The organism is Micromonospora sp. LHW51205, from assembly GCF_003315815.1.
In the GTDB taxonomy this organism is placed as follows: Bacteria; Actinomycetota; Actinomycetes; order Mycobacteriales; family Micromonosporaceae; genus Micromonospora; species Micromonospora chalcea.
Window position 1 is genome coordinate 109263 of sequence record NZ_QMEZ01000011.1, and the last position, 23450, is coordinate 132712.

General features: G+C 74.2%; 18 protein-coding genes. 13 read left to right on the forward strand and 5 right to left on the reverse strand.

Annotated elements, in window-relative coordinates; all coding sequences use genetic code 11:
- Positions 1 to 22: 22 nt before the first annotated feature.
- From DQE82_RS28530 to DQE82_RS28545, 4 genes are all read right to left on the reverse strand, one after another.
- Positions 23 to 3766: a multifunctional oxoglutarate decarboxylase/oxoglutarate dehydrogenase thiamine pyrophosphate-binding subunit/dihydrolipoyllysine-residue succinyltransferase subunit gene (locus DQE82_RS28530; RefSeq protein ID WP_113974699.1), complete on the reverse strand. Its 3744-nt coding sequence runs from the start codon at positions 3764 to 3766 to the stop codon at positions 23 to 25.
- 258 nt (positions 3767 to 4024) lie between these two features.
- Positions 4025 to 4849 (reverse strand): ABC transporter permease, encoded by an 825-nt coding sequence (locus DQE82_RS28535; RefSeq protein ID WP_104112716.1) that lies wholly within the window; start codon positions 4847 to 4849, stop codon positions 4025 to 4027.
- Positions 4846 to 5787 carry an ABC transporter ATP-binding protein gene (locus DQE82_RS28540; protein WP_369799327.1) on the reverse strand — a complete coding sequence of 314 codons (942 nt, stop codon included), beginning with the start codon at positions 5785 to 5787 and terminating at the stop codon, positions 4846 to 4848. The genes DQE82_RS28535 and DQE82_RS28540 overlap by 4 nt, the downstream gene beginning before the upstream one ends.
- A gap of 138 nt (positions 5788 to 5925) precedes the next feature.
- A complete protein-coding gene (locus DQE82_RS28545) occupies positions 5926 to 6582 on the reverse strand; it encodes a hypothetical protein (protein ID WP_069087399.1) in 657 nt (218 codons plus the stop codon).
- Positions 6583 to 6751: 169 nt separating this feature from the next.
- Here DQE82_RS28545 and DQE82_RS28550 point away from each other — a divergent pair, with 169 nt between their 5' ends.
- The 9 genes from DQE82_RS28550 (at position 6752) to DQE82_RS28590 (ending at position 16078) form a co-directional block, all read left to right on the forward strand.
- On the forward strand, positions 6752 to 7525 hold the full coding sequence (locus DQE82_RS28550) for a GNAT family N-acetyltransferase (RefSeq protein WP_113974700.1): 774 nt from the start codon (positions 6752 to 6754) through the stop codon (positions 7523 to 7525).
- A 50-nt stretch (positions 7526 to 7575) separates the two neighbouring features.
- The gene (locus tag DQE82_RS28555; RefSeq protein ID WP_113974701.1) at positions 7576 to 8562 is read left to right on the forward strand and encodes a 1-acyl-sn-glycerol-3-phosphate acyltransferase; all 987 of its coding nucleotides are present in this window, start codon (positions 7576 to 7578) and stop codon (positions 8560 to 8562) included.
- An 87-nt stretch (positions 8563 to 8649) separates the two neighbouring features.
- Positions 8650 to 9489, forward strand: a complete 840-nt coding sequence (locus DQE82_RS28560) for a DUF4097 family beta strand repeat-containing protein (protein ID WP_043328551.1) — start codon at positions 8650 to 8652, stop codon at positions 9487 to 9489.
- Complete coding sequence (locus DQE82_RS28565) at positions 9486 to 10106, forward strand: PadR family transcriptional regulator (RefSeq protein ID WP_030503210.1); 621 nt, start codon at positions 9486 to 9488, stop codon at positions 10104 to 10106. The genes DQE82_RS28560 and DQE82_RS28565 overlap by 4 nt, the downstream gene beginning before the upstream one ends.
- Positions 10107 to 10170: 64 nt before the next feature.
- Positions 10171 to 10872: a response regulator transcription factor gene (locus tag DQE82_RS28570; protein WP_043328553.1), complete on the forward strand. Its 702-nt coding sequence runs from the start codon at positions 10171 to 10173 to the stop codon at positions 10870 to 10872.
- Positions 10869 to 12416: a HAMP domain-containing sensor histidine kinase gene (locus DQE82_RS28575; protein WP_113974702.1), complete on the forward strand. Its 1548-nt coding sequence runs from the start codon at positions 10869 to 10871 to the stop codon at positions 12414 to 12416. Before DQE82_RS28570 ends, DQE82_RS28575 begins: the two co-directional genes overlap by 4 nt.
- 62 nt (positions 12417 to 12478) lie before the next feature.
- A complete protein-coding gene (locus DQE82_RS28580; RefSeq protein ID WP_113974703.1) occupies positions 12479 to 14071 on the forward strand; it encodes a trypsin-like peptidase domain-containing protein in 1593 nt (530 codons plus the stop codon).
- 134 nt (positions 14072 to 14205) lie between these two features.
- Entirely contained in the window at positions 14206 to 14877 is a 672-nt protein-coding gene (locus tag DQE82_RS28585; protein WP_104114516.1) for a BON domain-containing protein, read from the forward strand.
- A gap of 139 nt (positions 14878 to 15016) precedes the next feature.
- Positions 15017 to 16078 carry a glycosyltransferase family 4 protein gene (locus DQE82_RS28590; protein ID WP_187694160.1) on the forward strand — a complete coding sequence of 354 codons (1062 nt, stop codon included), beginning with the start codon at positions 15017 to 15019 and terminating at the stop codon, positions 16076 to 16078.
- A gap of 4 nt (positions 16079 to 16082) precedes the next feature.
- On the opposite strand, the gene DQE82_RS28595 is transcribed toward DQE82_RS28590, so the two are convergent.
- Positions 16083 to 17561 carry a serine/threonine-protein kinase gene (locus DQE82_RS28595; protein ID WP_113974705.1) on the reverse strand — a complete coding sequence of 493 codons (1479 nt, stop codon included), beginning with the start codon at positions 17559 to 17561 and terminating at the stop codon, positions 16083 to 16085.
- Between the two features lie 178 nt (positions 17562 to 17739).
- Between DQE82_RS28595 and DQE82_RS28600 the strand changes: the two genes are divergently transcribed.
- Genes DQE82_RS28600 through DQE82_RS28615 form a run of 4 tightly spaced genes read left to right on the forward strand, consistent with a single transcriptional unit; the run spans position 17740 to position 23423 of the window.
- Entirely contained in the window at positions 17740 to 18573 is an 834-nt protein-coding gene (locus tag DQE82_RS28600) for a patatin-like phospholipase family protein (protein ID WP_043328558.1), read from the forward strand.
- Positions 18573 to 19595: a 1-acyl-sn-glycerol-3-phosphate acyltransferase gene (locus DQE82_RS28605; RefSeq protein ID WP_064447864.1), complete on the forward strand. Its 1023-nt coding sequence runs from the start codon at positions 18573 to 18575 to the stop codon at positions 19593 to 19595. Before DQE82_RS28600 ends, DQE82_RS28605 begins: the two co-directional genes overlap by 1 nt.
- A gap of 55 nt (positions 19596 to 19650) precedes the next feature.
- A complete protein-coding gene (gene cutA / locus DQE82_RS28610) occupies positions 19651 to 19971 on the forward strand; it encodes a divalent-cation tolerance protein CutA (protein WP_030503202.1) in 321 nt (106 codons plus the stop codon).
- Between the two features lie 47 nt (positions 19972 to 20018).
- The gene (locus DQE82_RS28615) at positions 20019 to 23423 is read left to right on the forward strand and encodes an SCO7613 C-terminal domain-containing membrane protein (RefSeq protein WP_113974706.1); all 3405 of its coding nucleotides are present in this window, start codon (positions 20019 to 20021) and stop codon (positions 23421 to 23423) included.
- Positions 23424 to 23450: the final 27 nt, after the last annotated feature.

The window sequence follows — 23450 nt, forward strand, 5'->3', positions numbered from 1 at the left end:
GGACGGGCCGCTGCCGGTGGTGTCACGGGCGGGGGAGAGCCGCCTCGATCAGCGCGTTCTGCTCGACCTCGTGCATCTTCGCCGAGCCCACCGCCGGGGCGGCGGCGGCCGGCCGGGAGATGCGGCGCAGCCGGACCTCGGGCAGGTGCTCCAGCAGGTTGAGCGCGACGAACGACCAGGCGCCCTGGTTGGCCGGCTCCTCCTGGACCCAGGCGAAGTCCTCGGCGTTCGGGTACTGCGCGAGCGCGGCCCGGACCTCCTCGACGGGCAGCGGGTAGAGCTGCTCCATCCGGATGATCGCGGTGTCCGTCACGCCCCGCTCCTGCCGGGCCTGGAACAGGTCGTAGTAGACCTTGCCCGAGCAGAGCAGCACCCGCTTCACCTGCTCCGGCGCCGGAGCCGCGGTGTCGGCCAGCACGGGCTGGAACGTCCCGGTGGTGAAGTCCTCCACCGGCGACACGCAGAGCTTGTGCCGCAGCAGCGACTTCGGCGTGAACACCACCAGCGGCTTGCGCTTGGGCGACATGGCCTGGCGGCGCAGCAGGTGGAAGTAGTTCGCCGGGGTGGTCGGGATGGCCACCCGCATGTTGTCCTCGGCGCAGAGCTGGAGGAACCGCTCCGGGCGGCCGGACGTGTGGTCCGGGCCCTGGCCCTCGTGGCCGTGCGGCAGCAGCAGCGTCACCGCGGAGCGCTGACCCCACTTCACCTCGCCGGACGAGATGAACTCGTCGATCACCGACTGGGCGCCGTTGACGAAGTCACCGAACTGGGCCTCCCAGGCCACCAGCGCGTTGATGTTCTCCACCGAGTAGCCGTACTCGAAGCCCATGGCCGCGTACTCGGAGAGCAGCGAGTCGTGGACGAAGAAGCGCGACCGCTCGCCGTCGGCGGTGAGCGACATCAGCGGCAGGTAGTCCTCGCCGGTCTTGGCGTCGACCACCGAGGCGTGCCGCTGGACGAACGTGCCGCGGCGCGAGTCCTGCCCGGCGAGCCGGACGGTGACGCCGTCGTGCAGCAGCGTGCCGAACGCGATGATCTCGGCGAAGCCCCAGTCGATGCCGCCCTCGACGGACATCTTGCGGCGCCGCTCCAGCAGCTGCTGGATCCGCTTGTGCGGGGTGAAGCCCTCCGGCAGGTTGACGTGCGCCTCGCCGATCGCCTTGACCACCGCGGCGTCGGTGGCGGTGTCGACATGCGGCTCCGGCTCCTCCTCCCGCGGCGGGCGGCTGAGCTGACGCGGTGTGGTCGCGGCGTCCCGGGTGGCCTTGAAGACCCGCTCCAGCTGCCCCTGGTAGTCGCGCAGCAGCTCCTCCGCGTCCTCCACGGTGATGTCGCCGCGCCCGATCAGCTCCTCGGTGTAGAGCTTCCGGACCGACCGCTTCGAGTCGATGATCTTGTACATCTCCGGGTTGGACATCGACGGGTCGTCGCCCTCGTTGTGCCCGCGCCGGCGGTAGCAGACCATGTCGATCACGACGTCCTTGTTGAACGCCTGCCGGTACTCGAACGCGAGGCGGGCCACCCGGACCACTGCCTCCGGGTCGTCGCCGTTCACGTGGAAGATCGGCGCCTGGATCATCCGGGCCACATCGGTGCTGTAGAGGCTGGACCGGCTGTACTCCGGGGCGGTGGTGAAGCCGACCTGGTTGTTGACGACCACGTGCACGGTGCCGCCGGTGCGGTAGCCGCGCAGCTGGGACAGGTTGAGCGTCTCCGCGACCACGCCCTGGCCGGCGAAGGCGGCGTCACCGTGCACCGCCAGCGGCAGCACGGTGTAGCCCTCCAGCTTGAGATCGATCCGGTCCTGCTTGGCCCGGACTATCCCCTCCAGCACCGGGTCGACGGCCTCCAGGTGCGACGGGTTCGCCACCACCGACACCTTGACCGCGTGCTCGCCGTCCGGAGTGGTGAACTTGCCGTTCTGGCCGAGGTGGTACTTCACGTCGCCCGAGCCCTGCGTGGAGCGCGGGTCGAGGTGCCCCTCGAACTCGGAGAAGATCTTCTCGTACGGCTTGCCGACGATGTTCGCCAGCACGTTGAGCCGGCCGCGGTGGGCCATGCCGATGACGACCTCGTCCAGCCCGGCCTCGGCGGAGCACTCCAGCACCTCGCCGAGCAGCGGGATCAGCGACTCGCCGCCCTCCAGCGAGAAGCGCTTCTGGCCGACGTACTTGGTCTGCAGGAACGTCTCGAACGCCTCGGCGGCGTTGAGCCGGTTCAGCACGTGCTTCTGCTCGTCCTGGCTCGGCTTCTCGTACTTGCGCTCGACCCGCTCCTGGATCCAGCGCCGCTCCTCCGGGTCCTGGATGTGCATGTACTCGATGCCGACGCGGCGGCAGTACGAGTCGCGCAGCACGCCGAGGATCGAGCGCAGCTTCATCCGCTGCTGGCCGGCGAAGCCGTTGACCGGGAAGACGCGGTCGAGGTCCCAGAGCGTGAGCCCGTGCTGGAGGACGTCCAGGTCCGGGTGCTTCCGGATCTTGAACTCCAGCGGGTCGGTGTCGGCCATCAGGTGGCCGCGCACCCGGTACGCGTGGATCAGCTCGTGCACCCGCGCGGTCTTGTTGATCTGGCCTTCGCTGTCGACTGCGACGTCGCGCATCCAGCGCACCGGCTCGTACGGGATGCGCAGCGAGGTGAAGATGTCGTCGTAGAAGCCGCGCTCGCCGAGCAGCAGCTCGTGCATGACCTTCAGGAACTCGCCGGACTGCGCGCCCTGGATGATCCGGTGGTCGTACGTGCTGGTCAGCGTGATGACCTTGCTGACCGCGAGCTGGGCCAGGGTGGCCTCGCTCATGCCCTGGTAGGGGGCCGGGTACTCCATCGCGCCGACGCCGATGATGGCGCTCTGCCCCTGCATCAGGCGCGGGATCGAGTGCACCGTGCCGATGCCGCCCGGGTTGGTCAGCGAGATCGTGGTGCCGGAGTAGTCCTCCATGGTCAGCTCGTTGCGGCGGGCGCGCCGGACCACGTCCTCGTACGCCTGCCAGAACTGCCGGAAGTCCATCTGCTCGCAGCCCTTGATGGACGGCACCACCAGGTTGCGGGAGCCGTCCGGCTTGACCAGGTCGATCGCGATGCCCAGGTTGACGTGCTCCGGGCGGACCATCGCCGGCTTGCCGTCGACCTCGGCGAAGGAGTTGTTCATCTCCGGGTGCTCGACGACGGCGCGCACGAGCGCGTACCCGATCAGGTGGGTGAAGCTGACCTTGCCGCCGCGACCCCGGGTCAGGTGGTTGTTGATCACGATGCGGTTGTCAACGAGCAGCTTGGCCGGGACGGCGCGCACGCTGGTGGCGGTCGGGACCGACAGCGACGCGTCCATGTTCTGCACGATCTTGGCGGCCACGCCGCGCAGCGTCGTGGTGCCGGCGGCGCTCGCGGTCGGCGCCTTGGCGGCCGGCTTGGCCGGGGCGGACTTCTTGGCCGGCTCAGGCGCCTTCGCCGCCGGCTTCGCCGCGGGCCTGGCCGGGGCGGCCGCCTTCGGCTCGGCCTTGGCGGGGGCCGCCTTGGCGGGCTGCTCCTTGACCGTGGCCACTGCTTCCTGCTGCTCGGCCGGCTCCGGCTTCGCGGCCGGCTTGGCCTGCCCCTCCGGGCGCGGTGTGGCGGCGCCCGGGGCCGGCCGGTAGTCGGCGAAGAAGTCGTGCCAGGCCGAATCGACGCTCGAGGGGTCGGCGAGGTAGCGCTGGTACATCTCCTCGACGATCCACTCGTTCGGGCCGAAACCCGCCAGTGGGTTCTCCTGCGAAGTCTGCTGGGTCGACACGGCCGCTAATCGCCTCTTTCACGCGGTTGTGAATGTCACGGTGGCCCCCGGTGACCCCCGGTTGCCGACGCTGGGTAAACCGATGCCAAGGCTACGCCGTGCGCTGGGCGCAGGCATTCTCGCCTCCGGCTGGTGGTCCGTTTCACAGAAGATGCCAGAAGTTCGGCAAACGCTGCGTGATCCGGCGACTCCTGCTAGACGGCGAAGGCCCCCGCCGGTGACGGGTGTCACCGGCCGGGGCCCGGCCTGAGCGCGAGGTCAGGAGATGTCGCGCTTGCGGATCGTGGCGACGCCGATCGCGCCGGTCACCACCGCGTACCCGATCAGCACCGCGGCGCCGGCCCAGCGGGGCGGGTTGCCGGGGATCTCGGTGCCGGCCACCATCAGGCTGGAGGCCAGCGACGGCACCAGCAGCTGGAGCTGGTTGATCCAGTCGCCGAAGCGGCCGGCCAGCAGGCCGATGGCGATCGCCGCGCCGATGGTGCCGCCCAGGTAGAGCAGGATGCCGGTCACCGTGGCGCCGATCTGGCTGCGGATCAGCACGCCGAGCCCGACGCCGAGCACCGACCAGAGCAGGTAGGCCAGGCCGTTGAGCGCGACCGACGTCCAGACCTCTCCGCTGCCGAGCTGGGTGCCCACATTCGTGGCATTCAGGATCATCGGCCCGAAGATCAGGTTCAGCACCGTGGTGACGACCCAGAACAGCAGCGCCAGCACGCCGGCCGCGACCAGCTTGGCCAGCATCACCGCGGTGCGGTGCGGCGCGGTGAGGAACGTGGTGGTCACCGTCTGGTGGAAGAACTCGCTGGTCACCACCACGATGCCGAGCAGCAGCACGATGAGCAGGCCGAAGAACTGGCCGTTCGTGTAGAGGTTGGCGGCCAGGCTGTCGGCGCTGGAGATCGCCTGCACCTGGTCGGCCTGGTCGGCCGGTACCTCGCCCAGGTCGCCGCCGGCCAGCGCGTCGGTCTGCAACCAGTTGAACAGCAGCGCCAGCGCCCAGAGCGGCAGGCTGATCAGCCCGAAGATCCACCAGGTGCTGGTGGTACGGATCTTGAGCAGTTCGGATCGGACAAGCGTCATCGGATCTCCGCCTTTCCGGCCGTCAGCTCCAGGAAGACCCCTTCGAGGTCGGGCCGCTCGGTGGTCAGCTCGTGCAGCTCGACCTTGGCGGCCAGTGCGAGGCGGCCCACGGTCGGGGCGTCCACGCCGCTGACCAGCAGCGCGCCGTGCGGGTCGGCGTCGACGGTGGCGGACTGCTCGCGCAGCACCGTGGCCAGCTCGTCGGCCTGCGGGGTGCGCACCCGCACCCGGACGCCGTGCGTCATCGACGCCATCACCTGGTCGACCGGACCCTGCCGGACCAGCTTGCCGGCCGCGATGATCACCACGTCGTCGGCGAGCAGCTGCATCTCGGAGAGCAGGTGGCTGGAGACCAGCACCGTACGACCCTCGGCGGCGAGACCCTTGAGGAAACCGCGCATCCAGCGGATGCCCTCCGGGTCCAGGCCGTTGGCTGGCTCGTCCAGGATCAGCACCTGCGGGTTGCCGAGCATCGCGGCGGCGATGCCGAGGCGCTGCTTCATGCCCAGCGAGTAGCCCTTGAACTTGCGCTTCGCCGCGGGCGAGAGCCCCACCAGGGCGAGCGCCTCGTCGGCGCGCTCCTTCGGCAGCCCGGCCGCCGCGCAGATCACCCGCAGGTGGTTGATGCCGGTGCGGCCCTTGTGCGCGCTGGACGCCTCCAGCACCGCGCCCACCGTGCGCAGCGGGTCGGGCAGGTCGGCGTACCGGCTGCCGCCGATGGTCGCCGTGCCGGCACTCGGCGTCACCAGGTTCAGCAGCATGCGCAGCGTGGTCGTCTTACCGGCGCCGTTCGGGCCGAGGAAGCCGGTGACCCGGCCCGGCTCGACGGTGAACGACAGGTTGTCCACCGCGCGGACGGTCTTGTATTGCTTGGTCAGGCCGGACACGATGATCTGGCCGGTCCCGGCACTGGGGCGTGGCTGCCCGTCGGACATCATTCTCCTCTCCTGCCCCGGCGGGCATGACGCGCGCCGGTGGGGGCGCTGTTGCGGGGGCGCCCCGCAACAGCCTTCCAACCCGGCGCAAGGGGGTCAATCAGGCGGGACGTGTACGCGCCGTCCTCCTCAGGTAGGACATCAGGCGGTCGCCAGCGCCACCCAGGTGGCCCGGGCGCGGCCGAGCAATGCGCCGTCCGCACCGTACAGGCTGGTGTGCACCTCCGCCTTCCGCCCCTCGCCGCCCACCGCGAGGCCGGTCACCACGCACTCGTCGCCGGGTCGTGGCAGCGCCGTGACCTGTGCGGCGATCCGCCCCAGGACGTACGGGCGGCCGGGCGCGAGCACAGCCCAGCCGCCGGGGCAGTCCAGCGCCGCCCACACCGTCGCGGGCGTCACCTCGGCCGGGGCGCGGAACGGCGCGGCGGTCCGCCCGTCCGGCAGCCGCCCCGGGAAGATCCGCAGGCCGTCCGGGTGCGCCGGGCCGCAGACGAAGCAGCGGGGAAACGGGTGGTCCAGCAGACCGGGGTACGCCCGCGCGGCGTCGGCCGCCGTCGCCCGGTCCACCGGCGGCACCACCGCCTCGACCGGCTCCACCCGGCGTACCTGGGCGATCAACTGGCCGTCCGGGTCGCGTACCTCGCCGTCGGCGGCGGTCAGCGGGGTCTCCAGCGGCGGCGGCCGGCGCAACGTGACCTCCACCGGCCCCCGGTCGTCGATCAGCGCGGCGAAGATCCCGGCGCTCCAGCCGCCGTTGCCCGAACCGTCCGGTCCCTGGAACCGGGCCTCGACCAGCATGCGCACCTCCGGGTTCACCTCCGCCGGCGCCCTCGCCGGCGTCCGGCAGCCTCGCACACCCCCGCGCCGCACCGGCCGTCCCGGTGCGCACGACGCCGCCGACCGGCGTTCACCGGATCGACACCCCTCACCCCGCCCGGTGGCAACCCACGGCACCTACACAGGAGCCATGGCCGTTCTGCACGCCGCTGGCGCACCGCTCACGACCAGCGGTTACACCCTGCTGATCGCCGACGACCCGACACTGGTCGCGGCCGCGCAACGCCTGCGCCACGAGGTGTTCGCCGGCGAACTCGGCGCCACAGTGCCGAGCGCCGTCACCGGGCTCGACTCCGACGAGTTCGACGCGCACTGCGACCACCTGGTGGTGCTGCGCGAGGGCACCGGCGAGGTCGTCGGCACGTACCGGCTGCTGCCACCCGGCCGCACCGCACGCCGGTACGCCGACGGCGAGTTCGACCTGCGCCCGCTCGCCCCGCTCCGCGACGACCTGGTCGAGGCGGGCCGCTCGTGCGTGCACCCGGACCACCGGACCGGCGCCGTGATCAACCTGATGTGGGCCGGGATCTGCCGCTACCTGCATCTGCGCGGCTCCCGCTGGCTCGGCGGCTGCGCCTCGGTGCCGGTCACCGACGGCGGGGTCGCCGCCGCTGCGGTGTGGGCCGAGGTCAGCGCCCGGCACCTGGCCCCGCCGGCGCTGCGGGTGACCCCGCGCCGACCCTGGTTCGCCGAGGCGCCCGCCGCCGACCCGGGCGCGCTCACCCCCGCCGAACGCCGGGCGCTCGTGCCGCCGCTGCTGCGCGGCTACCTGCGGCTCGGCGCCTGGGTGGCCGGTGAGCCGGCGTACGACAGCGACTTCGGCTGCGCCGACTTCTACGTGCTGTTCTCGCTCGACCGGATGAACGCGCGCTACCTGCGGCACTTCCTCGGCGGCGGCTCGTGACCGCCGCTGCTCCTCCGCGTGGCAGGGCCGCGGCCGGTCCCGTCGGGGGCGTGGCCGGTCGTGCCGGGGGCGGGCCGGGGGAGGGCCTGTGGCGGCCCGCGTCGGGCTGCGGGCCGGACTGCCTGCCGCCGCCCACCACCCCGGAGGTGTCGCGCCTGCGCCGGGCGGGACGGCTGCTCGGCGTACTCGGAATGCTGCTGGCCGGGGCCGGCCTGGCCGCGCTCCTGCCGCTGCTGCCGGCGGCGCGTGGGCGGGCCGCGACGCGCGGCTGGGCGCGGTGGACGCTGCGTACCCTCGGGGTGCGGCTGGTGGCCCGGGGCCGGGCGCCGCGCGGCCGGGCGTTGCTGGTCGCCAACCACGTCTCGTGGCTGGACGTCCTGGCGGTGCTGGCGGTCTCGCCGGCCCGGATGCTGGCCAAACGCGAGGTGCGGCGCTGGCCGGTGGTGGGTGCGCTCGCCGCCGCGGCGGGCACCGTGTTCGTGGACCGGTCCCGCCCGCGCGACCTGCCCGCCACCGTCGCGCGCGTGGCCGAGTCGCTGCGCTCCGGGCGGCCGGTGGCGGTCTTCCCGGAGGGTACGACCTGGTGCGGCGCCGCCACCGACTGTCGCCCGGCCGGTGGCTTCCGCCCGGCGATGTTCCAGGCCGCCGTGGCCACCGGCACGCCGGTGGTGCCGCTGGACCTCGCCTACCGGTACGGCGGTGACCCGGGCACGCTCGCCGCCTTCCTCGGCGAGGAGACGCTGTGGGCCTCGATGCGCCGGGTGCTCGCCGCCCGGGACCTGACCGTGGTCGTGACGGTGCGGGCCGCGCTGTACCCGGCGCCGGGGGCGGACCGTAGGGCGCTGGCCCGGGCCGCCGAGGCCGCGATCCGCCCGGCCCCGCCCGTCCGCAGGCCTGACCGGCGCGCGCGTCGCGCCGGACCGTCAGAGATCTTGGAAGCAAACGGCCGTCATGAGGACCTTTTGCTTCCAAGATCTACCGGCTGCGGGCGGACGAGGGGGCGAACGGGCGTCGGAGACGCGACACAGTCGCGATAGGCGCTTGTTCAGTCGCGATGTATCGCGTTACGCTCCTCGTGTTACTCGACGTGCCGTCGGTCGGTACGTCGTCGAGGGGAGGACGCCATGACCAACTGGACGGTCGACAGCCCGCAGCGGATCACGGTGGACGAGCCGGTCACCCGGCTCGACGTCCGGCTGGTCAGCGGCCGGCTCAACGTGGTCGCCACGGACGGCCCGGCACGGGTCGACGTCACCCGGATCGGCCGGCGGCCACTCCTGGTCGAGATGCGCGACGGCCGGCTGACCGTCCAGCACGAGCGGCCGACCCGGTGGCCGGGCGTGCTCTGGTCCTTCGGCGGCTTCCACCGCCGGTATCGCGCCGAGGTGTCGGTCGCCGTACCGGCCGAGGTCCTCGCCGACCTGCACCTGGTGGACGGCACGCTCGTCGCCTCCGGCCTGCGCGGGGACACCAGGGTCGACGTCACGTCCGGCGAGGTCACGCTGCGGGGGTTGCGGGGACGCACCAGCGCCAAGGTCATCTCCGGCCCGGTCGAGGCGCTCGGCATCGGCGGCGACCTCGACCTGGAGACGGTCTCCGGTGAGCTGATCCTCGCCGACAGCGCGCCCGAGCGGGTACGCGCCCACGCCGTCTCCGGCTCGATCACCTGCGACCTGGACAACCCGCGGGGCAGCGAGATCCGGCTCAGCGCCATCTCCGGCAGCATCACCGTACGGGTCCGCGAGGACAGCGACCTCACGGTGCACCTGCACACCACCGCCGGCAAGATCACCAGCGGCTTTCCGCAGGTGGACGGCGGGCAGCGGGGCTTCGGTTCGATCAAGGACAGCCACGGAGTGCTCGGCGGCGGTACGGGTAGGCTCTGGGCCTCCGCGACCTCCGGCAGCATCGCGCTGCTCGCCCGCCCGGTCGCGACCGCCGAGGACGTGGAGGAGCTGCCGTGACCGCCGTGTTCAGCCACGGCCGGCTCCGGCTCTACCTGCTGAAGCTGCTCGACGACGGCCCGAAGCACGGATACGAGCTGATCCGCCTGCTGGAGGACCGCTTCCTCGGCCTGTACGCGCCCAGCGCCGGCACCATCTACCCCCGTCTGCAACGGATGGAGGCGGAGGGCCTGGTCACGCACACCGCCGTGGGCGGCCGCAAGGTCTACGAGATCACCGAGGCGGGCCGCGCCGAACTGCGGCAGCGCGCCGACGAGCTGTCGACCCTGGAGGCCGACATCGGCGCCGCGGTCGAGGACCTGTCCGCGCTGGCCGGTGAGATCCACAACGAGGTACGCGGCTCGGTCCGCGACCTGAAGCGCGAACTGCGCGAGGTGGCCCGACAGACCCGGCAGGGCGCGTGGACGGCCTCCGCCACGGCCCGTCCGGCGGGCGACGGGGGATCGGCCCGTCCGGACGACTCGCCGCTGCTCGCCGAGTTCGACAAGCGGCTGGCCGCGTTCACGGTCGAGGTCGGCGCGCTGGTGCGGGCGCGGCGGCTCAGTGACAACCAGCTCCGGACCGCGATCCGGATGCTCGACGGAGCGGCCGAAGGGCTGCGGCGACTGTTCCGCTGATCTCACAGGTTGTTTCCAGGGTCCACCCAGCGTGGCCGCAGCCGGAGCGCGGATGATGGGGCCCATGGCGGCTACCCAGACGGAGGCTCGACTGCTCGTGGTCGAGGACGATCCCAACATCCTCGAACTGCTCTCCGCGAGCCTGCGTTTCGCGGGCTTCGACGTGGCCACCGCGACCAGCGGCAGCGCCGCGCTGAACGCGGCCAAGGACCACCGGCCCGACCTGGTGGTGCTGGACGTGATGCTGCCCGACCTGGACGGCTTCGAGGTCATCCGGATGCTCCGCGAGGGCGGCACCCGTACCCCGGTGGTCTTCCTGACCGCGCGCGACGCCACCGACGACAAGATCCGCGGGCTCACCCTGGGCGGCGACGACTACGTCACCAAGCCGTTCAGCCTGGAGGAGTTGACCGCCCGGATCCGGGCCGTGCTGCGGCGCACCGCGACCGGCGACCAGACCCCGTCCCGGCTCACCTTCGCCGACCTGGAGCTGGACGAGGAGACGCACGAGGTGCACCGCGCCGGTCAGCGGGTGCAGCTCTCGCCGACCGAGTTCAAGCTGCTGCGCTACCTGATGCTCAACGCCAACCGGGTGCTCAGCAAGGCGCAGATCCTCGACCACGTCTGGAACTACGACTTCCGCGGTGACGACAACATCGTCGAGTCGTACATCTCGTATCTGCGCCGCAAGGTCGACAACACCCAGCCGCGGCTGATCCACACGCTCCGGGGAGTGGGTTACGTGCTACGCAAGCCGGCGGCGTGAACGTCGTCCACGACGCGAAGGGCAGGCTGCGCAGCGTCCCGCTCCGGCTGAAGCTCGTCGCCTCCGTCCTCGCGCTCGTGGCTGCGGCCCTGGTGGTGATCAGCGTGTCTACCGCCTATTTCCTGCGCAGCTATCTCGTCGGGCAGATCGATACCGAGCTGAGCGACTCGGTGAACCGGTTCGAGTCGATCCCGCCGACCGGTATCACGTTGCCCAGCGACTACCTCGTGGTGCTGACCAGCCGGGGCAGCGGAGAGGTCGACGGCGGAATCGCCTACGACACGGATCGGTTCCAGGAGCGGGACCTGCCGAGCTGGCCCACGGAGGTGAGCGGGTTCCGGAAACTGGAGGGAGATCCGTTCACCGTCCGGGCGCGCGACAGCTCGGTCCGCTGGCGGGTGCTCTACACCCAGTTGCCGAACGGGCAGATGGCGTTGATCGGGGAACATCTGACCGACGTCGACATGGCCGTCCGGCAGCTCGTGTGGATCGACCTTCTGGTCGGGGGCGCGGTGCTGATCTCACTGGCGTCCGTCGGCGCCGGAATCGTCCGTACCAGCCTGAAGCCGCTGGTGGAGATAGAGCGTACGGCGGCGGCCATCGCCGGCGGCGACCTGACCCGGCGCGTGCCCGACCCGGAGATGGGACGGCCGTGCCCGACCTCGGAGCTGGGTCGCCTGTCCCGGGCGCTGAACGCGATGCTGGCGCAGATCGAGGCCGCGTTCACCGCGCGGGCGGCCTCCGAGGCGGCGGCGCGCAGCGCCGAGATGGGCGCGCGGGACGCGGCCGCGTACGCGCAGGCGTCTGAGGCGCGGGCCCGCCGGTCCGAGGAGCGGATGCGGCAGTTCATCGCCGACGCCTCGCACGAGCTGCGGACGCCGTTGACGACGATCCGGGGCTTCGCCGAGCTGTACCGGCAGGGCGCGGCGCGCGCGCCGGAGCAGACCGCCGACCTGCTGCGCCGCATCGAGGACGAGGCGGCCCGGATGGGGCTGCTGGTGGAGGACCTGCTGCTGCTGGCGCGGATGGACCGGGAACGGCCGATCGCGCTGGCCCCGGTCGAGCTGCCGGTGCTGGCCTCGGACGCGGTGGAGGCGGCCCGGGTGGTCGCCCCGGACCGGCGGATCGAGCTGGAGCGGGACCCGGGCGCGGGCCCGCTGGTGGTGCTCGGCGACGACGCCCGGCTGCGCCAGGTGATCGGCAACCTGATGACGAACGCGCTCACCCACACCCCACCGGACGCCTCGGTGACGCTGCGGCTGCGGGCGGAGGCGGGCAACCTCGCCGTGGTGGAGGTGGCGGACACCGGTCCCGGCCTCACGCCGGAGCAGGCCGAGCGGGTCTTCGAACGGTTCTACCGGGTGGACGCCGCCCGTACCCGGCGGGCCGGCGGGCCGATCAGCACCGGCCTCGGCCTGGCCATCGTGGCCGCGCTCGTGGCCGCGCACCACGGCACCGTCGAGGTGGACAAGACCCCCGGTGGCGGGGCGACGTTCCGGGTGAAGCTGCCGCTGCTGCCCGAGGCGCCCGAGCCGGGCGAGTGACGTTCAGAAAACTTCCAGGCGGATTCCAGGCTGATGACAGTGCCACAGGGAAAGCTGGGGGCATGACCGACCACGAGACCGATCCGCAGCGGTCGCCGGCCCCCGCCGACGCCGAGCCGTCGCACCACACCGCCGAGCTGCCCCGCGTCGAGAGCGGGACGTCGGACTCCTCGAACACCTCGAACACACCGGCCGCCGCGCCGGTTCCGGCCGACTCCCCGGCCGCCGGAACCACGGCGCAGGCCGGAACCACGGCGCAGGCCGGAACCACGGCGCAGGCCGGAACCACGGCGCAGGCCGGAACCACGGCGCAGGCCGGAACCACGAACCCGGCCGCTCCGCCGGCCGGCCCGTACCCGCCGCAGGGCGGGACGCCGTACCAGGCCGCGGCGCAGCAGCAGCACCCCTGGTACGGGCAGCAGCACCAGCAGCACGGCTGGGCCCAGCAGCAGAGCGGCTCGGGCTACCAGTCGGCGCCGCACAGCGGCGGGCCGGTCCCGTCGTACCAGGCGCAGCCGTACCAGGGACAGCACGGACAGCACGGGCAGCACGGCTACCAGCCGTACCAGGCCGGGCAGCCGACCCCGCCGTGGGGCACGCCGCAGCCGGCGCGGCCCAGCCGGGCCGGGAAGATCGTCGGCGTGGGCGCGCTGGCGCTGGCGCTGATGTTCGGCTCGGGCGTGGCCGGTGGCGCGCTGGCGCTCGCGCTCGACGGGGACGGCCCGACCCGCACCTACTCCGCCGCCCCGATCATCAACAGCGCCGACCTGCCCAAGATCGCGGCGTCCGTCCAGGACAGCATCGTCACGATCATGACGGGCAGCGGTGAGGGATCCGGGGTGATCCTCAGCGCCGACGGGTTCGTGCTGACGAACAACCACGTGGTCGCCAGCGCCGGTGGCGACACCGTCCGGGTGGTCTTCGCCAACGGCAAGAGCGCGACCGCCAAGATCGTCGGGACCGACCCGAAGACCGACCTCGCGGTGGTCCAGGCCAGCGGGGTCAGCGACCTGAAGGCGGCGAAGTTCGGCGACAGCGACGCCATGCAGGTCGGTGACCAGGTGCTCGCCCTGGGCAGCCCGCTCGGCCTGCAGGGCTCGGTCACCGCCGGCATCCTCAGCGCCCGCGACCGCACCATCCAGGCGGGCAGCGGCCAGCAGAACCCGCAGCAGGGCGCCAGCTCGATCTCCGGCCTGCTGCAGACCGACGCCCCGATCAACCCGGGCAACTCCGGCGGCGCGCTCGTCAACACCCGGGGCGAGGTGATCGGCATCAACACCGCCATCGCCACCGCCGGGCAGGGCAGCACCGGCAACATCGGCGTGGGCTTCGCCATCCCGAGCAACAAGGCCAAGGACGTGGCCGAGAAGCTCCAGCGCGGCGAGAAGATCAGCCACCCCTCGCTCGGGGTGAGCGTGAACGGCGCCGAGGACGGCGGCGCGCTCGTCGCCGCCGTCACTCCGGGCAGCCCCGCGGAGAAGGCCGGGCTCCAGCGCGGCGACGTGATCACCAAGTTCGGCGACAAGGTGATCAACGACTCGAACGATCTGGTCGGCGCGGTGCAGGCCGGCAAGGTCGGCGACCGGGTCGAGGTCGAGTACAAGCGAAACGGATCCGCCGAGACCGCAACCGTGACGCTCGCCGAGACGTCATAGTCCCCAAGACCTGCCTCCCTCCTGGGCGGCGGGCGACGGAGCCAAGGGGGTTGGCTCCGTCGCCCGCCGCCCGTCCTCTTTCTCACCCGGTGCGGGTGAGACCGGCTCACCCGCAACCGGGCCACGCTGGGGGCATGACCACCACGTCCACCGTGCGTACCGACCAGCAGATCCAGCGCGACGTCCTCGCCGAACTGGACTGGGACGCGCAGACCCGGGCCACCGACGTCGGCGTGACGGTCGCCGACGGCGTCGTCACGCTCACCGGGCGGGTGGACAGCTACGCGCGGCGGTGGGCCGTCGAGCGCTGCGCCCACCGGGTACGCGGGGTGCGCGCGGTCGCCAGCGACCTGGAGGTCGACCTGACCGCCACGGACCGGCGTACCGACGCCGACATCGCGATCGCGGCCGGCCGGGCGCTGGAGTGGGACAGCTTCGTGCCGGCCGAACGGCTGGACGTGACGGTCGCCGCCGGCTGGGTCATGCTCCGGGGCGAGGTCGAGTTCGGCTTCCAGCGCCGTACCGCCGAGCGTGAGCTGCGCCGGCTGCGCGGCGTACGTGGGGTGACGAACCTGATCGAGGTACGGCCCCCGGCCCCGCCCAGCGACGAGCAGCAGCGCCTCGACCTGCGCCGCCTGCTGCTGCGGCGGACCGGCACCGAGCGCATCGACGCCCGGGTCGACGGCGACACTGTGGTGCTCGACGGCGTCGTGGGCGCCTGGTGGCAGCGCGAGGAGGCGGAACGGGCCGCGTGGGCCCTGCCGGGCGTACGTGAGGTGCACGTCGGGATCGTGGTGTCCGGCTGAGCCGACGGCGTGTCGTTTACCGCGGGCCGGGCCGGGAACCCGCGACCCAGCGGGTACGCCGGGGACCGAGCGGGGAGGACTCGTGGCCGTGAACCAGCAGTCCTCGGAGCGCTGGCGGGCCGGGCCGCTGCGGATCGCGATGGTGGTGCCGCCCTGGCTGTCGGTGCCGCCGCCCGGCTACGGCGGGCTGGAGACGCTGGTCGCGGGACTGGTCGACGCGCTCGTCGAGCGGGGGCACGCGGTGACGCTGTTCGGGGCGGGGACCGGGCACGGCACCTCGGCCGACTTCGTCTCCACCTGCGACGAGCTGCAGTACGAGCGGATGGGCGAGTCGCTGCCCGAGCTGGCGCACCTGGCCCACGTCGACCGCCTGATCGGCCCGGCGGACTTCGATCTGGTGCACGACCACAGCACGATCGGCCCGCTGGTGGCCGGACGCCGCCGGGTGCCCACTGTCGCGACCGTGCACGGCAACCCGGTGGGCGAGTACGGCACCGTGCTCGGCAACACCGACCGGGGGGTGGGCCTGGTCGCGATCTCGCACGCGCAGCGCCGGGCGAATCCGGGGCTGCCCTGGGCCGGCACGGTGCACAACGCGATGCCGCTGCGGGACGTCCCGCGCAAGCGGGCGCCCGGGACGGGACCGGTGCTCTGGCTGGCCCGGTTCAGCCCGGACAAGGGCCCGGACGTGGCGATCGCGGCGTGCCGGGCGGCCGGGCTGCCGCTCACGCTGGCCGGCAAGTGCAACGAGCCGGCCGAGCGCCGCTACCTGGAACAGGTGGTACGGCCGCTGCTGGGCGACGACGTCACGCTCGTGCTGAACGCCGACCGCGAGGCCGCGTGGCGGCTGCTGCTGGAGGCCCGTTGCCTGATCATGCCGATCCAGTGGGCGGAGCCGTTCGGCATGGTGATGGTGGAGGCGATGGCGACCGGCACCCCGGTGGTGGCGCTGCGCCGGGGCGCGGTGCCGGAGCTGGTCCGCTCCGGGGTCACCGGGTTCGTCTGCGACGACGCCGACGAGCTGCCGGCGGCGTTGTCGGCGGCAGCCGGCCTGGATCCGGCGGACTGCGTCGCGCATGTCGCGGAGAACTTCTCGGTGGAGCGGATGGCCGCCGACTACGAGGCGGTCTACCGGGGCTTCCTGGCCGCGCGAGCGGGCACACGGGCACCCCGGGCGGTCGCGCCCGCGGTCGCGGGCTGACCGGTCAGGTCTGCCCGGCCACGAGTTCCGCGGCGGCCGCGTCGAGTCGCCGCGCGTACCCAGGGGTGATGCTGCCCTCGCGGCGGCGTTCGTCGATCTTGTCGCGGAGCCGGTCCACGGCGGCGGTCACCTCGCCCTCACCGCTCGCGGCGACCGCGTTGCGCAGCAGGTTGCGCAGGTCCACCCCGACGTCCTCGCGGATCTGACCCTCCGCCAGCCCGGCCTCGATCAGCCCGTCGACCCGTTCGGCGGCGTCGGGCTGGCCGGTCGCGGGCGGACGGTTGCCGCCGGTGGCGGGCGCGCTCGACGGTGTGGCCGGCGCCGTGACGACCGGCGGCTCCGGCGCGGGCGCGACGGTGGACGGCGGCTGGACCGGCCCGGCGGTCGGCAGCACCCGGGGGTCCTCCGGCCGGTCCGGTGTCAGCGTGGGCACGAGCAGCGCGGCGGCGGCGACCACCGCCACGCCGGCCGCCGCGAGCGCGAGGACGCGCCGCCGGCTCGGCGCGGCGGCCGGGTTGCCCGGCGGGACCGGGTCCGCGGCCGGCCCGGGCGGCGGGGGAGCGGGCGTCGGGGCAGGCGCAGGAGTGGGCGTCGGCGGCAGCGCGGGCAGCGTCATGGTGGGCGCCAGCATGGTGGCGGCCTGCGGGTCGGCGGGCAGCATCTGGTCGCGCAGCACGGCCGCCACCCGGTGCGCGGTGGGCCGCTGTCGCGGGTCGCGGGCCAGGCAGCGCAGGCAGATCTCCGCGACCGGTCCCGGCAGCCCCGGTACGCCGTCGAGGCTGGGCTCCGGGCTCTCCGCGAGCGCGGCGCTGAGCTCCTCCCAGGTCTCCGCCGGGTACGGCGGGTGCCCGGTCAGCGTCTCGAACAGCAGCACGCCGAGCGAGTAGACGTCGGTGGCCGGCTGGGCCGGCGCCCCGTCCAGCCGTTCCGGCGCCACGTACGCGGGGGTGCCGAACGTGCCGCCGTCCTCGTCGTCGTCCGGCGTCCCGACCCGGGTGGCGATGCCGAAGTCGAGCACCTTCGCCCCGGTGCCGGTCATCATCACGTTGGCCGGGGTCACGTCCCGGTGCACGATGCCGAGCCGGTGCGCGGCGGCGAGCGCCTCGGCCACCTGCGCGCCCGTCTCCACCGCCTCCGGCCAGGGCAGCGGCCCCTCGGTGAGCCGGTGTTCCAGCTCCTCACCGGCGAGCAGCTCCATCACCACGAACGAGGTGATCGAGCCGTCCGGCGCCACCGTCTCGCCGTAGTCGTGCACGGCCGTGACATGTGGATGGTCGAGCTGGGCGGCCGAGCGGGCCTCCTCGCGCACCATGTCGCGGAACCGGGCGTCGGCGGCGAGTGAGGGCGCGAGCACCTTGACCGCCACCACCCGGTCGAGCACCTCGTCGCGGGCCCGCCAGATCACCGACATGCCACCGGCGCCGATCCGGTCGATGAGCCGGTACCGACGGGCCAGCAGGCGGCCGGCCTGGAGTGTCGCCATCAGCTCGCACCTGCCTGGGCTCGGGAGCGCTATCAGGTTGCGTGAATGTGTCTTACCTGTCAACAGTCCGCGCGGCGCCGATCGCGCGGCGCGCATCCGTGATGGCTCCCGGTCACCGCCGGGACCAGCGGGGACGGTCCGCCCGGCCGGCTGTGGGCCGCGTGCCAGGATGAACGTCATGGCAGCAGGTCCGGTGGCGTTCGTGCTCGGCGGCGGGGGAGTGCTCGGCGCGGTCGAGGTGGGGATGCTGCGCGCCCTGTTCCGCGCCCGGATCAAACCCGACCTGGTGCTGGGCACCTCGATCGGCGCGGTCAACGGCGCCCTGGTCGCCGCCGACCCGACCGAGGCGGTCACCGACCGGCTGGTCCGGCTCTGGGCGTCGCCCGAGGCCAGCGAGGTGTACGGCGACTCGGTCGCCCGCCAGCTGCGCCGGTTCGCCGCCCGTACCCACCTGCACTCGCCCCGGCCGCTGTACCGCCTGCTGGAGAGCACACTGGGCGAGGACACCACCTTCGCCGACCTGGCCGTGCCGTTCCGCTGCTGCGCCGCGAACATCGAGCGCGCCGCCGAGCACTGGTTCCACAGCGGGCCGCTGGTGCCGGCCGTGCTCGCCTCCGCCTCGGTGCCCGGGCTGCTGCCCCCGACCCAGATCGACGGCCAGCACTACATCGACGGCGGCGTGGTCAACTCGATCCCGGTCGGCGAGGCGGTGCTGCTCGGCGCGAAGCAGATCTTCGTGCTCCAGGTGGGCCGGATAGAGCGTGAGCTGAGCCCGCCGCGCCGCCCCTGGGAGATCGCCCAGGTGGCGTTCGAGATCGCCCGCCGGCACCGGTTCGCGCGGGAGATGGCGGCGCTGCCCGAGGACGTGGAGGTACACGTGCTGCCCACCGGCGGGCTGGAGCCGCGCGACGACAGCCCGTGGGCGTACCGGGACACCGCGGCGGTGGGCCGGCGGATCAGTCGCGCGTACACTGCCTCCCGCCGATACCTGGACACCGCGCTGGAGCGCTGATGCCGTTGCCGCCCCGCTGGCTCCGCCGGCTGGTGCTCGCGCCCGGAGTGGTGCTGCTCGCCTTCTTCGTGGTGACCACGCTGCCGGCCTGGGCGCTGCTCGCGCTCGCCGCGTCGCCGCTGGTGCCGGGACGGCTGCGCCCGCTGCGGCTGCTCTGGTTCGGCACCGTCTACCTGGTCTGGGACGCCGCCGCGCTGCTCGCCCTGTTCCTGCTCTGGCTGGCCTCCGGCTTCGGCGTCTACAAGCGTGCGCCGGCCTTCCAGCGGGCCCACTACGTGCTCGCCGGGTGGTTCCTGCGGGTGATGTTCTGGCAGGCCCGGTGGACGCTGCGGCTGAGCATCGACGTGGTCGGCACCGACCCGGACACCGCCCTGCCCGGCCGCCCCGAGCTGGTGGTCTGCCGGCACGCCGGGCCCGGTGACTCGTTCATCCTGATCCACGCGCTGGTGAACTGGTTCAACCGGGAACCCCGGATCGTGCTCAAGGAGACGCTCCAGTGGGATCCGGCCATCGACGTGCTGCTCAACCGGCTGCCCAACCGGTTCATCGCGGCCGGGCCGGACGGGCGCGACTCGGTGGTGCGGCAGATCGGGCACCTGGCCACCGGCCTGGACGACGACGACGCCTTCGTGATCTTCCCGGAGGGGGGCAACTTCACCCCGTCCCGGCGGCTGCGCGCGATCGACCGGCTCCGCGGGCTCGGGCTGGAGCGGATGGCGCGCCGCGCCGAGCGGATGCGGCACGTGCTCGCCCCGCAGCCCGGCGGGCTGCTCGCCGCGCTCGACGCCGCGCCGGACGCCGGAGTGATCTTCGTGGCGCACACCGGCCTGGACCAGATGCTCACCGTCGCCGACGTGTGGCGCGAGCTGCCGATGGACAAGCGGATCGTGATGCGGTTCTGGTCGGTGCCGCCGGAGGAGATCCCGGCCGGCGAGCAGGAACGCATCGACTGGCTGTTCGACTGGTGGGCCCGCATCGACAGGTGGATCGCGGACAACCGCAACGGCACCGTCGACGCCTGATCCGATTCCCCGCGCCTGTTCGGCGCGCCCGTCGCGCGCCACGTAAGGTGCGCTGGTGGAGCAGATCTGCGTGGTGACGACTGTGGTGGACGCCCGCGGGGTCGCGGACGTGCTGGCGGCCGCGGCGGTCGCCGGCCGGCTGGCGGCGTGCGCCCAGGTCGGCGGCCCGGTGGACAGCACCTACTGGTGGCAGTCGGCGATCCAGACCACCGCCGAGTGGCAGGTGCGGTTCAAGACCGCGCCGGACCGGGTGGACGCGCTGGTCGACCAGCTCCGCGCCAACCACCCGTACGAGGTGCCGGAGATCCTGGTCAGCCGGGAGGACAGCGGCAACCCCGGTTACACCGCCTGGGTGCGCGAGCAGACCCGGCCCTAGGTACTCCTACTCTGTCCGCCCGCCCCGCCGCCCGCGAAGCTGGCCGGGTGGAGAACACCGGCTACCCCTGCCCCGGTTGCGGCGCCCCGGCCGACCTCGTCGCCGGATGCCGCGGCTGCGGCCGTCCGCCCTACCCGCCCGCCGCCGAGGTGATCCGGCTGGACCGGGAGATCACCGAGCTGGCGCCGCGCGTCGAGGCGGCCCGGCTCGCGTACCACGATCTGTCCGGCCGCCTGTCCACGGCCCGGCAGCGGCGGTCGGCGCTGGCCGCCCGGATCCGTCAGGAGATCCCCGTGCCGGGCGCCGCCGGTCCCGCGCCGCTCCCGGCGCCGCCGCCGCGTCAAATCCCGCAGGCCCCCGCCCCGGTACGCCCCGGCGGCGCGGAAACCTCCACCCGGGCGGTGCAGGGGCTGCTGTTCGTCCTGGGTGGACTGCTGCTCGGCACCGCCGCCGTGGTGTTCACCGCTGTCGCCTGGGCCACGTTCGGGGTGACCGGCCGGGCGCTGATCCTGCTGGCGGTCACCGCGCTTGCTCTGGCCGCGCCGCTCGTCGCCCGGGCGCGCGGGCTGCGCGGCACTGCCGAGACGCTCGCCTCGGTGGCGTTGCTGCTGGTGGTCCTGGACGGGTACGCCGCCTGGTCGGTGGACCTGTTCGGGGTGACCGGCCTGCCCGGCAGCCGGTACGCGGCGCTGGTCGCTGCCGTCAGTACCGCGGTGGCGGCCGGATACGCGCTGGTCAGCCGGCTCACCGCACCCTGGTTCGCGGCGTGGCTGCTGGCGCAGCCGGCGCTGCCCCTGGCCGTGGCCGCGTTCCGGCCCACCGCCGCCGGCTGGGCGCTGGTGCTGACCGCCGTGGCGCTCGGCGACCTCGCGGTGGTGGTGGCGCTGCGCCGCCGTACCTCCGGCAACCGCGCCGTGGTGGCGGTCGGGCTGGTGCTGGGCTGGACCGGGCACGGCGTGGCGCTGGTCGTGGCGGCCGGCTGCGCGCTGGTGCCGCTGGCGGTCGGCCACGCGGCGGGCACGCCGCTGCTGGCCGGTGGCCCGCTGCTGCTGGTGGTGCTGGCAGCGGTCGTGGGCGCGGTAGCGGCCGGCGGCCGGTTCTGGCGCGCGACCACCACCGGACTGCTGGCGCCGGTGCTCGCGGGCGCGTTGATCCGGCCGGTCGCCGAGCTGCGTTCCGGGCTGCTGCTGATCGCCGCCGGCCTCGTGGTGGCGGCGCTCGCCGGTGCGGTCCGGGCGCTGCCCGCGCCGGTGCGGACCGGTCCGCTCGTGGGCGTGCTCGCGGTGGCCGCCGCGCTGGGCCAGGTCACCGTCGTGCTCACCGGCGTGGTCGGCGCGGCGACCGCGAGCGCCTCGTTCCCGGCCTGGCAGGGCGGGCGGGACGTGCCGGTCCCGTCCTGGGGCTGGCAGCTCCCGGCGGCCCTGCTGCTGACCGCCGGCGCGGTCGCGCTGCTGACGCCCCGGGCCGGCCGGCCGCTGGTCGGTGTGATCGCCGCCGGGCTGGTCGCGCTCGCCGCGCCGGCCGTGACGGCCGTGCCGTGGCCGCTGGTGCTGGTGGTGGACCTCGTGGCGGCCGCCGCGCTGCTGCTGGCGGCGGTGGCCCGGCCGCGCCCGGGCCGGGTGGCGGTCCCGGTCGCCGCGTCGGCCGCCGCGGTGCTGCTCGGGCACGCGCTGCTGGTCGGCGTCGCCGCGCCCGGCGGGGCGGTGGCGGTGCTCGCCGTGACGGCGCTGCTCGGCGTGACGGTGGCCGGGCTGGGCCGGCGCGGGCTGGGCGCGCAGCCGGTCGTCGGCGGCGTCGCGCTCGCGGTGGCGCTGGTCGCCGTACCGGCGGCGGTGGCCGTCGCGCTGTTCGGCCTCGGCGCGCCGCCGTGGTGGCAACTGCGGGGTGCTGCCGCCGCCGTCGTGGTGCCGGTGGTCGTCGTCCTCGCCGTCCGTCGCCTGTGGACCGACCTGAGCGGGTACGCCTCGACCGGGCTCGCCGTGGCGCTCGCCGGGACCGGCCTGGTGCCGCTCGTCGCGCCGGGCGGGGAACCGGTGGCGCTCTACGCGGCGGCGGGGGTCCTGCTGGCGCTCGCCGCCGGGGGTGGCTCCCGGCCGGCGGCCGCCCCGCGCGCGGTGGGCGCCGCGCTGGCCGTGGTGGCGTTGCTGGCCACGGCGCGGACCGTGCTGCTGGTGCTCGCGAGCCTGCCGGTGCGGCCCGGGTCCGGGGTGCCCGCCGCCGCGGCGGCTTCCGCCGGGACCGCCCGCGCCGGGCTGGTGCTGCTGCTCCTGGGCGTCGCCGCCGGGGCGTACGCCGCGACGGGTCGCCGCGTCGCGTGGTGGGTCGCCGGGGCGCCGTTCGGCGCGGTGGCGCTGCCGGTGCTGGCCGAGGCGGCCGGCGCGCCCTGGCCGGTGGTGCCGGCGACGGCGTTCGGGGTCGGGCTGGCCGCGTTGCTGACCGCCGCGCTGACCGGGGCGTACCGGGCGGTGCTCGTGCCGCTGGCCGTGGTGCTGGCCGTACCCGGGTTCGGTGGTCTGCTCGCCACCCGGGCCGGGACGCTCGCCGCGCTCGGTGTGCTGGTGGTGGCCGGGGCGGTGACCGGGGTGGCCGGACGGCCGGCGGTGGTCCGGATCGTGGGGTGGCTGGGCGCCGTCGCGGCGGCCACCGGGTTCGCCCTCGTCGCGTCGCTGACGGCCGGGCAGTCGCTGCGTACCGGGGCGTTCGCGGTCCTGGCCGTCGCGGCCGTGACGCTGCACGCGGCGCCGCTGCTGCGCGTGGTCCGGTCCGGCGGTCCGGGCGGCGTCGGGCGGGCCGGCGCGTGGGCGCTGGAGGCGGCGGCGCAGGCGGTGGCGCTGCTCGCGCTGCTGCTCACCGGCGGCTCGTTGCGGCACGCGGCGGCGGTCTGCGTGCTGTGGGGCGTGGCCGTCGCGGTCCGGGTGCTGCGCCGGAGCGAGTCGCCGGGCGGGCGTCGCGTGCTGGCCGCGGTGGCCGCCGGCAGCGAACTGGTCGGTGGGTGGCTGGTGCTGGCCGCGCGCGGGGTGGTCGTGCTGGAGGCGTACACGCTGCCGGCGGCGGCGCTCGCCCTGGGCGCCGGGCTGCTGGCGCTGCGACGCCGGCCCGGGCTGACCAGCTGGCTGACGTTCGGTCCGGCGCTCGGCGCGGCGTTCCTGCCGAGCCTCGTGTCGGTGCTCGTCTCCGGTGAGCCGCAGCCGTGGCGGCGGCTCGCGCTCGGCGCGGCGGCGGTGGCGGTGGTGCTGGGCGGGGCGGCCCGGCGCTGGCAGGCGCCGGTGGTGCTGGGCTCGGCCACGCTGGTGCCGCTGGCGCTGCACGAGCTGGCCCGGGGCTGGGACCTGCTGCCCCGCTGGCTCTTCCTGGGCGTGGGCGGGCTGCTGCTGATCGGGCTGGCCGCCACCTACGAGCGGCGCCGGCGTGATCTGGTCCGGCTGCGCGAGGCCGTGGCCCGGCTCGGCTGACCCGAGCGGCGAGCCCTCTCACCGACT

Bases quoted from the DNA above. Each gene is read 5' to 3' on its own strand.
- DQE82_RS28550 (WP_113974700.1), top strand. From the start codon at position 6,752: ATGGCCGTTCTGCACGCCGCTGGCGCACCGCTCACGACCAGCGGTTAC.
- DQE82_RS28580 (WP_113974703.1), top strand. From the start codon at position 12,479: ATGACCGACCACGAGACCGATCCGCAGCGGTCGCCGGCCCCCGCCGAC.
- DQE82_RS28540 (WP_369799327.1), bottom strand. From the start codon at position 5,787: ATGATGTCCGACGGGCAGCCACGCCCCAGTGCCGGGACCGGCCAGATC.
- DQE82_RS28545 (WP_069087399.1), bottom strand. From the start codon at position 6,582: ATGCTGGTCGAGGCCCGGTTCCAGGGACCGGACGGTTCGGGCAACGGC.
- DQE82_RS28570 (WP_043328553.1), top strand. From the start codon at position 10,171: ATGGCGGCTACCCAGACGGAGGCTCGACTGCTCGTGGTCGAGGACGAT.
- DQE82_RS28605 (WP_064447864.1), top strand. From the start codon at position 18,573: ATGCCGTTGCCGCCCCGCTGGCTCCGCCGGCTGGTGCTCGCGCCCGGA.
- DQE82_RS28535 (WP_104112716.1), bottom strand. From the start codon at position 4,849: ATGACGCTTGTCCGATCCGAACTGCTCAAGATCCGTACCACCAGCACC.
- DQE82_RS28595 (WP_113974705.1), bottom strand. From the start codon at position 17,561: ATGGCGACACTCCAGGCCGGCCGCCTGCTGGCCCGTCGGTACCGGCTC.
- DQE82_RS28585 (WP_104114516.1), top strand. From the start codon at position 14,206: ATGACCACCACGTCCACCGTGCGTACCGACCAGCAGATCCAGCGCGAC.
- DQE82_RS28590 (WP_187694160.1), top strand. From the start codon at position 15,017: ATGGTGGTGCCGCCCTGGCTGTCGGTGCCGCCGCCCGGCTACGGCGGG.
- DQE82_RS28600 (WP_043328558.1), top strand. From the start codon at position 17,740: ATGGCAGCAGGTCCGGTGGCGTTCGTGCTCGGCGGCGGGGGAGTGCTC.
- DQE82_RS28560 (WP_043328551.1), top strand. From the start codon at position 8,650: ATGACCAACTGGACGGTCGACAGCCCGCAGCGGATCACGGTGGACGAG.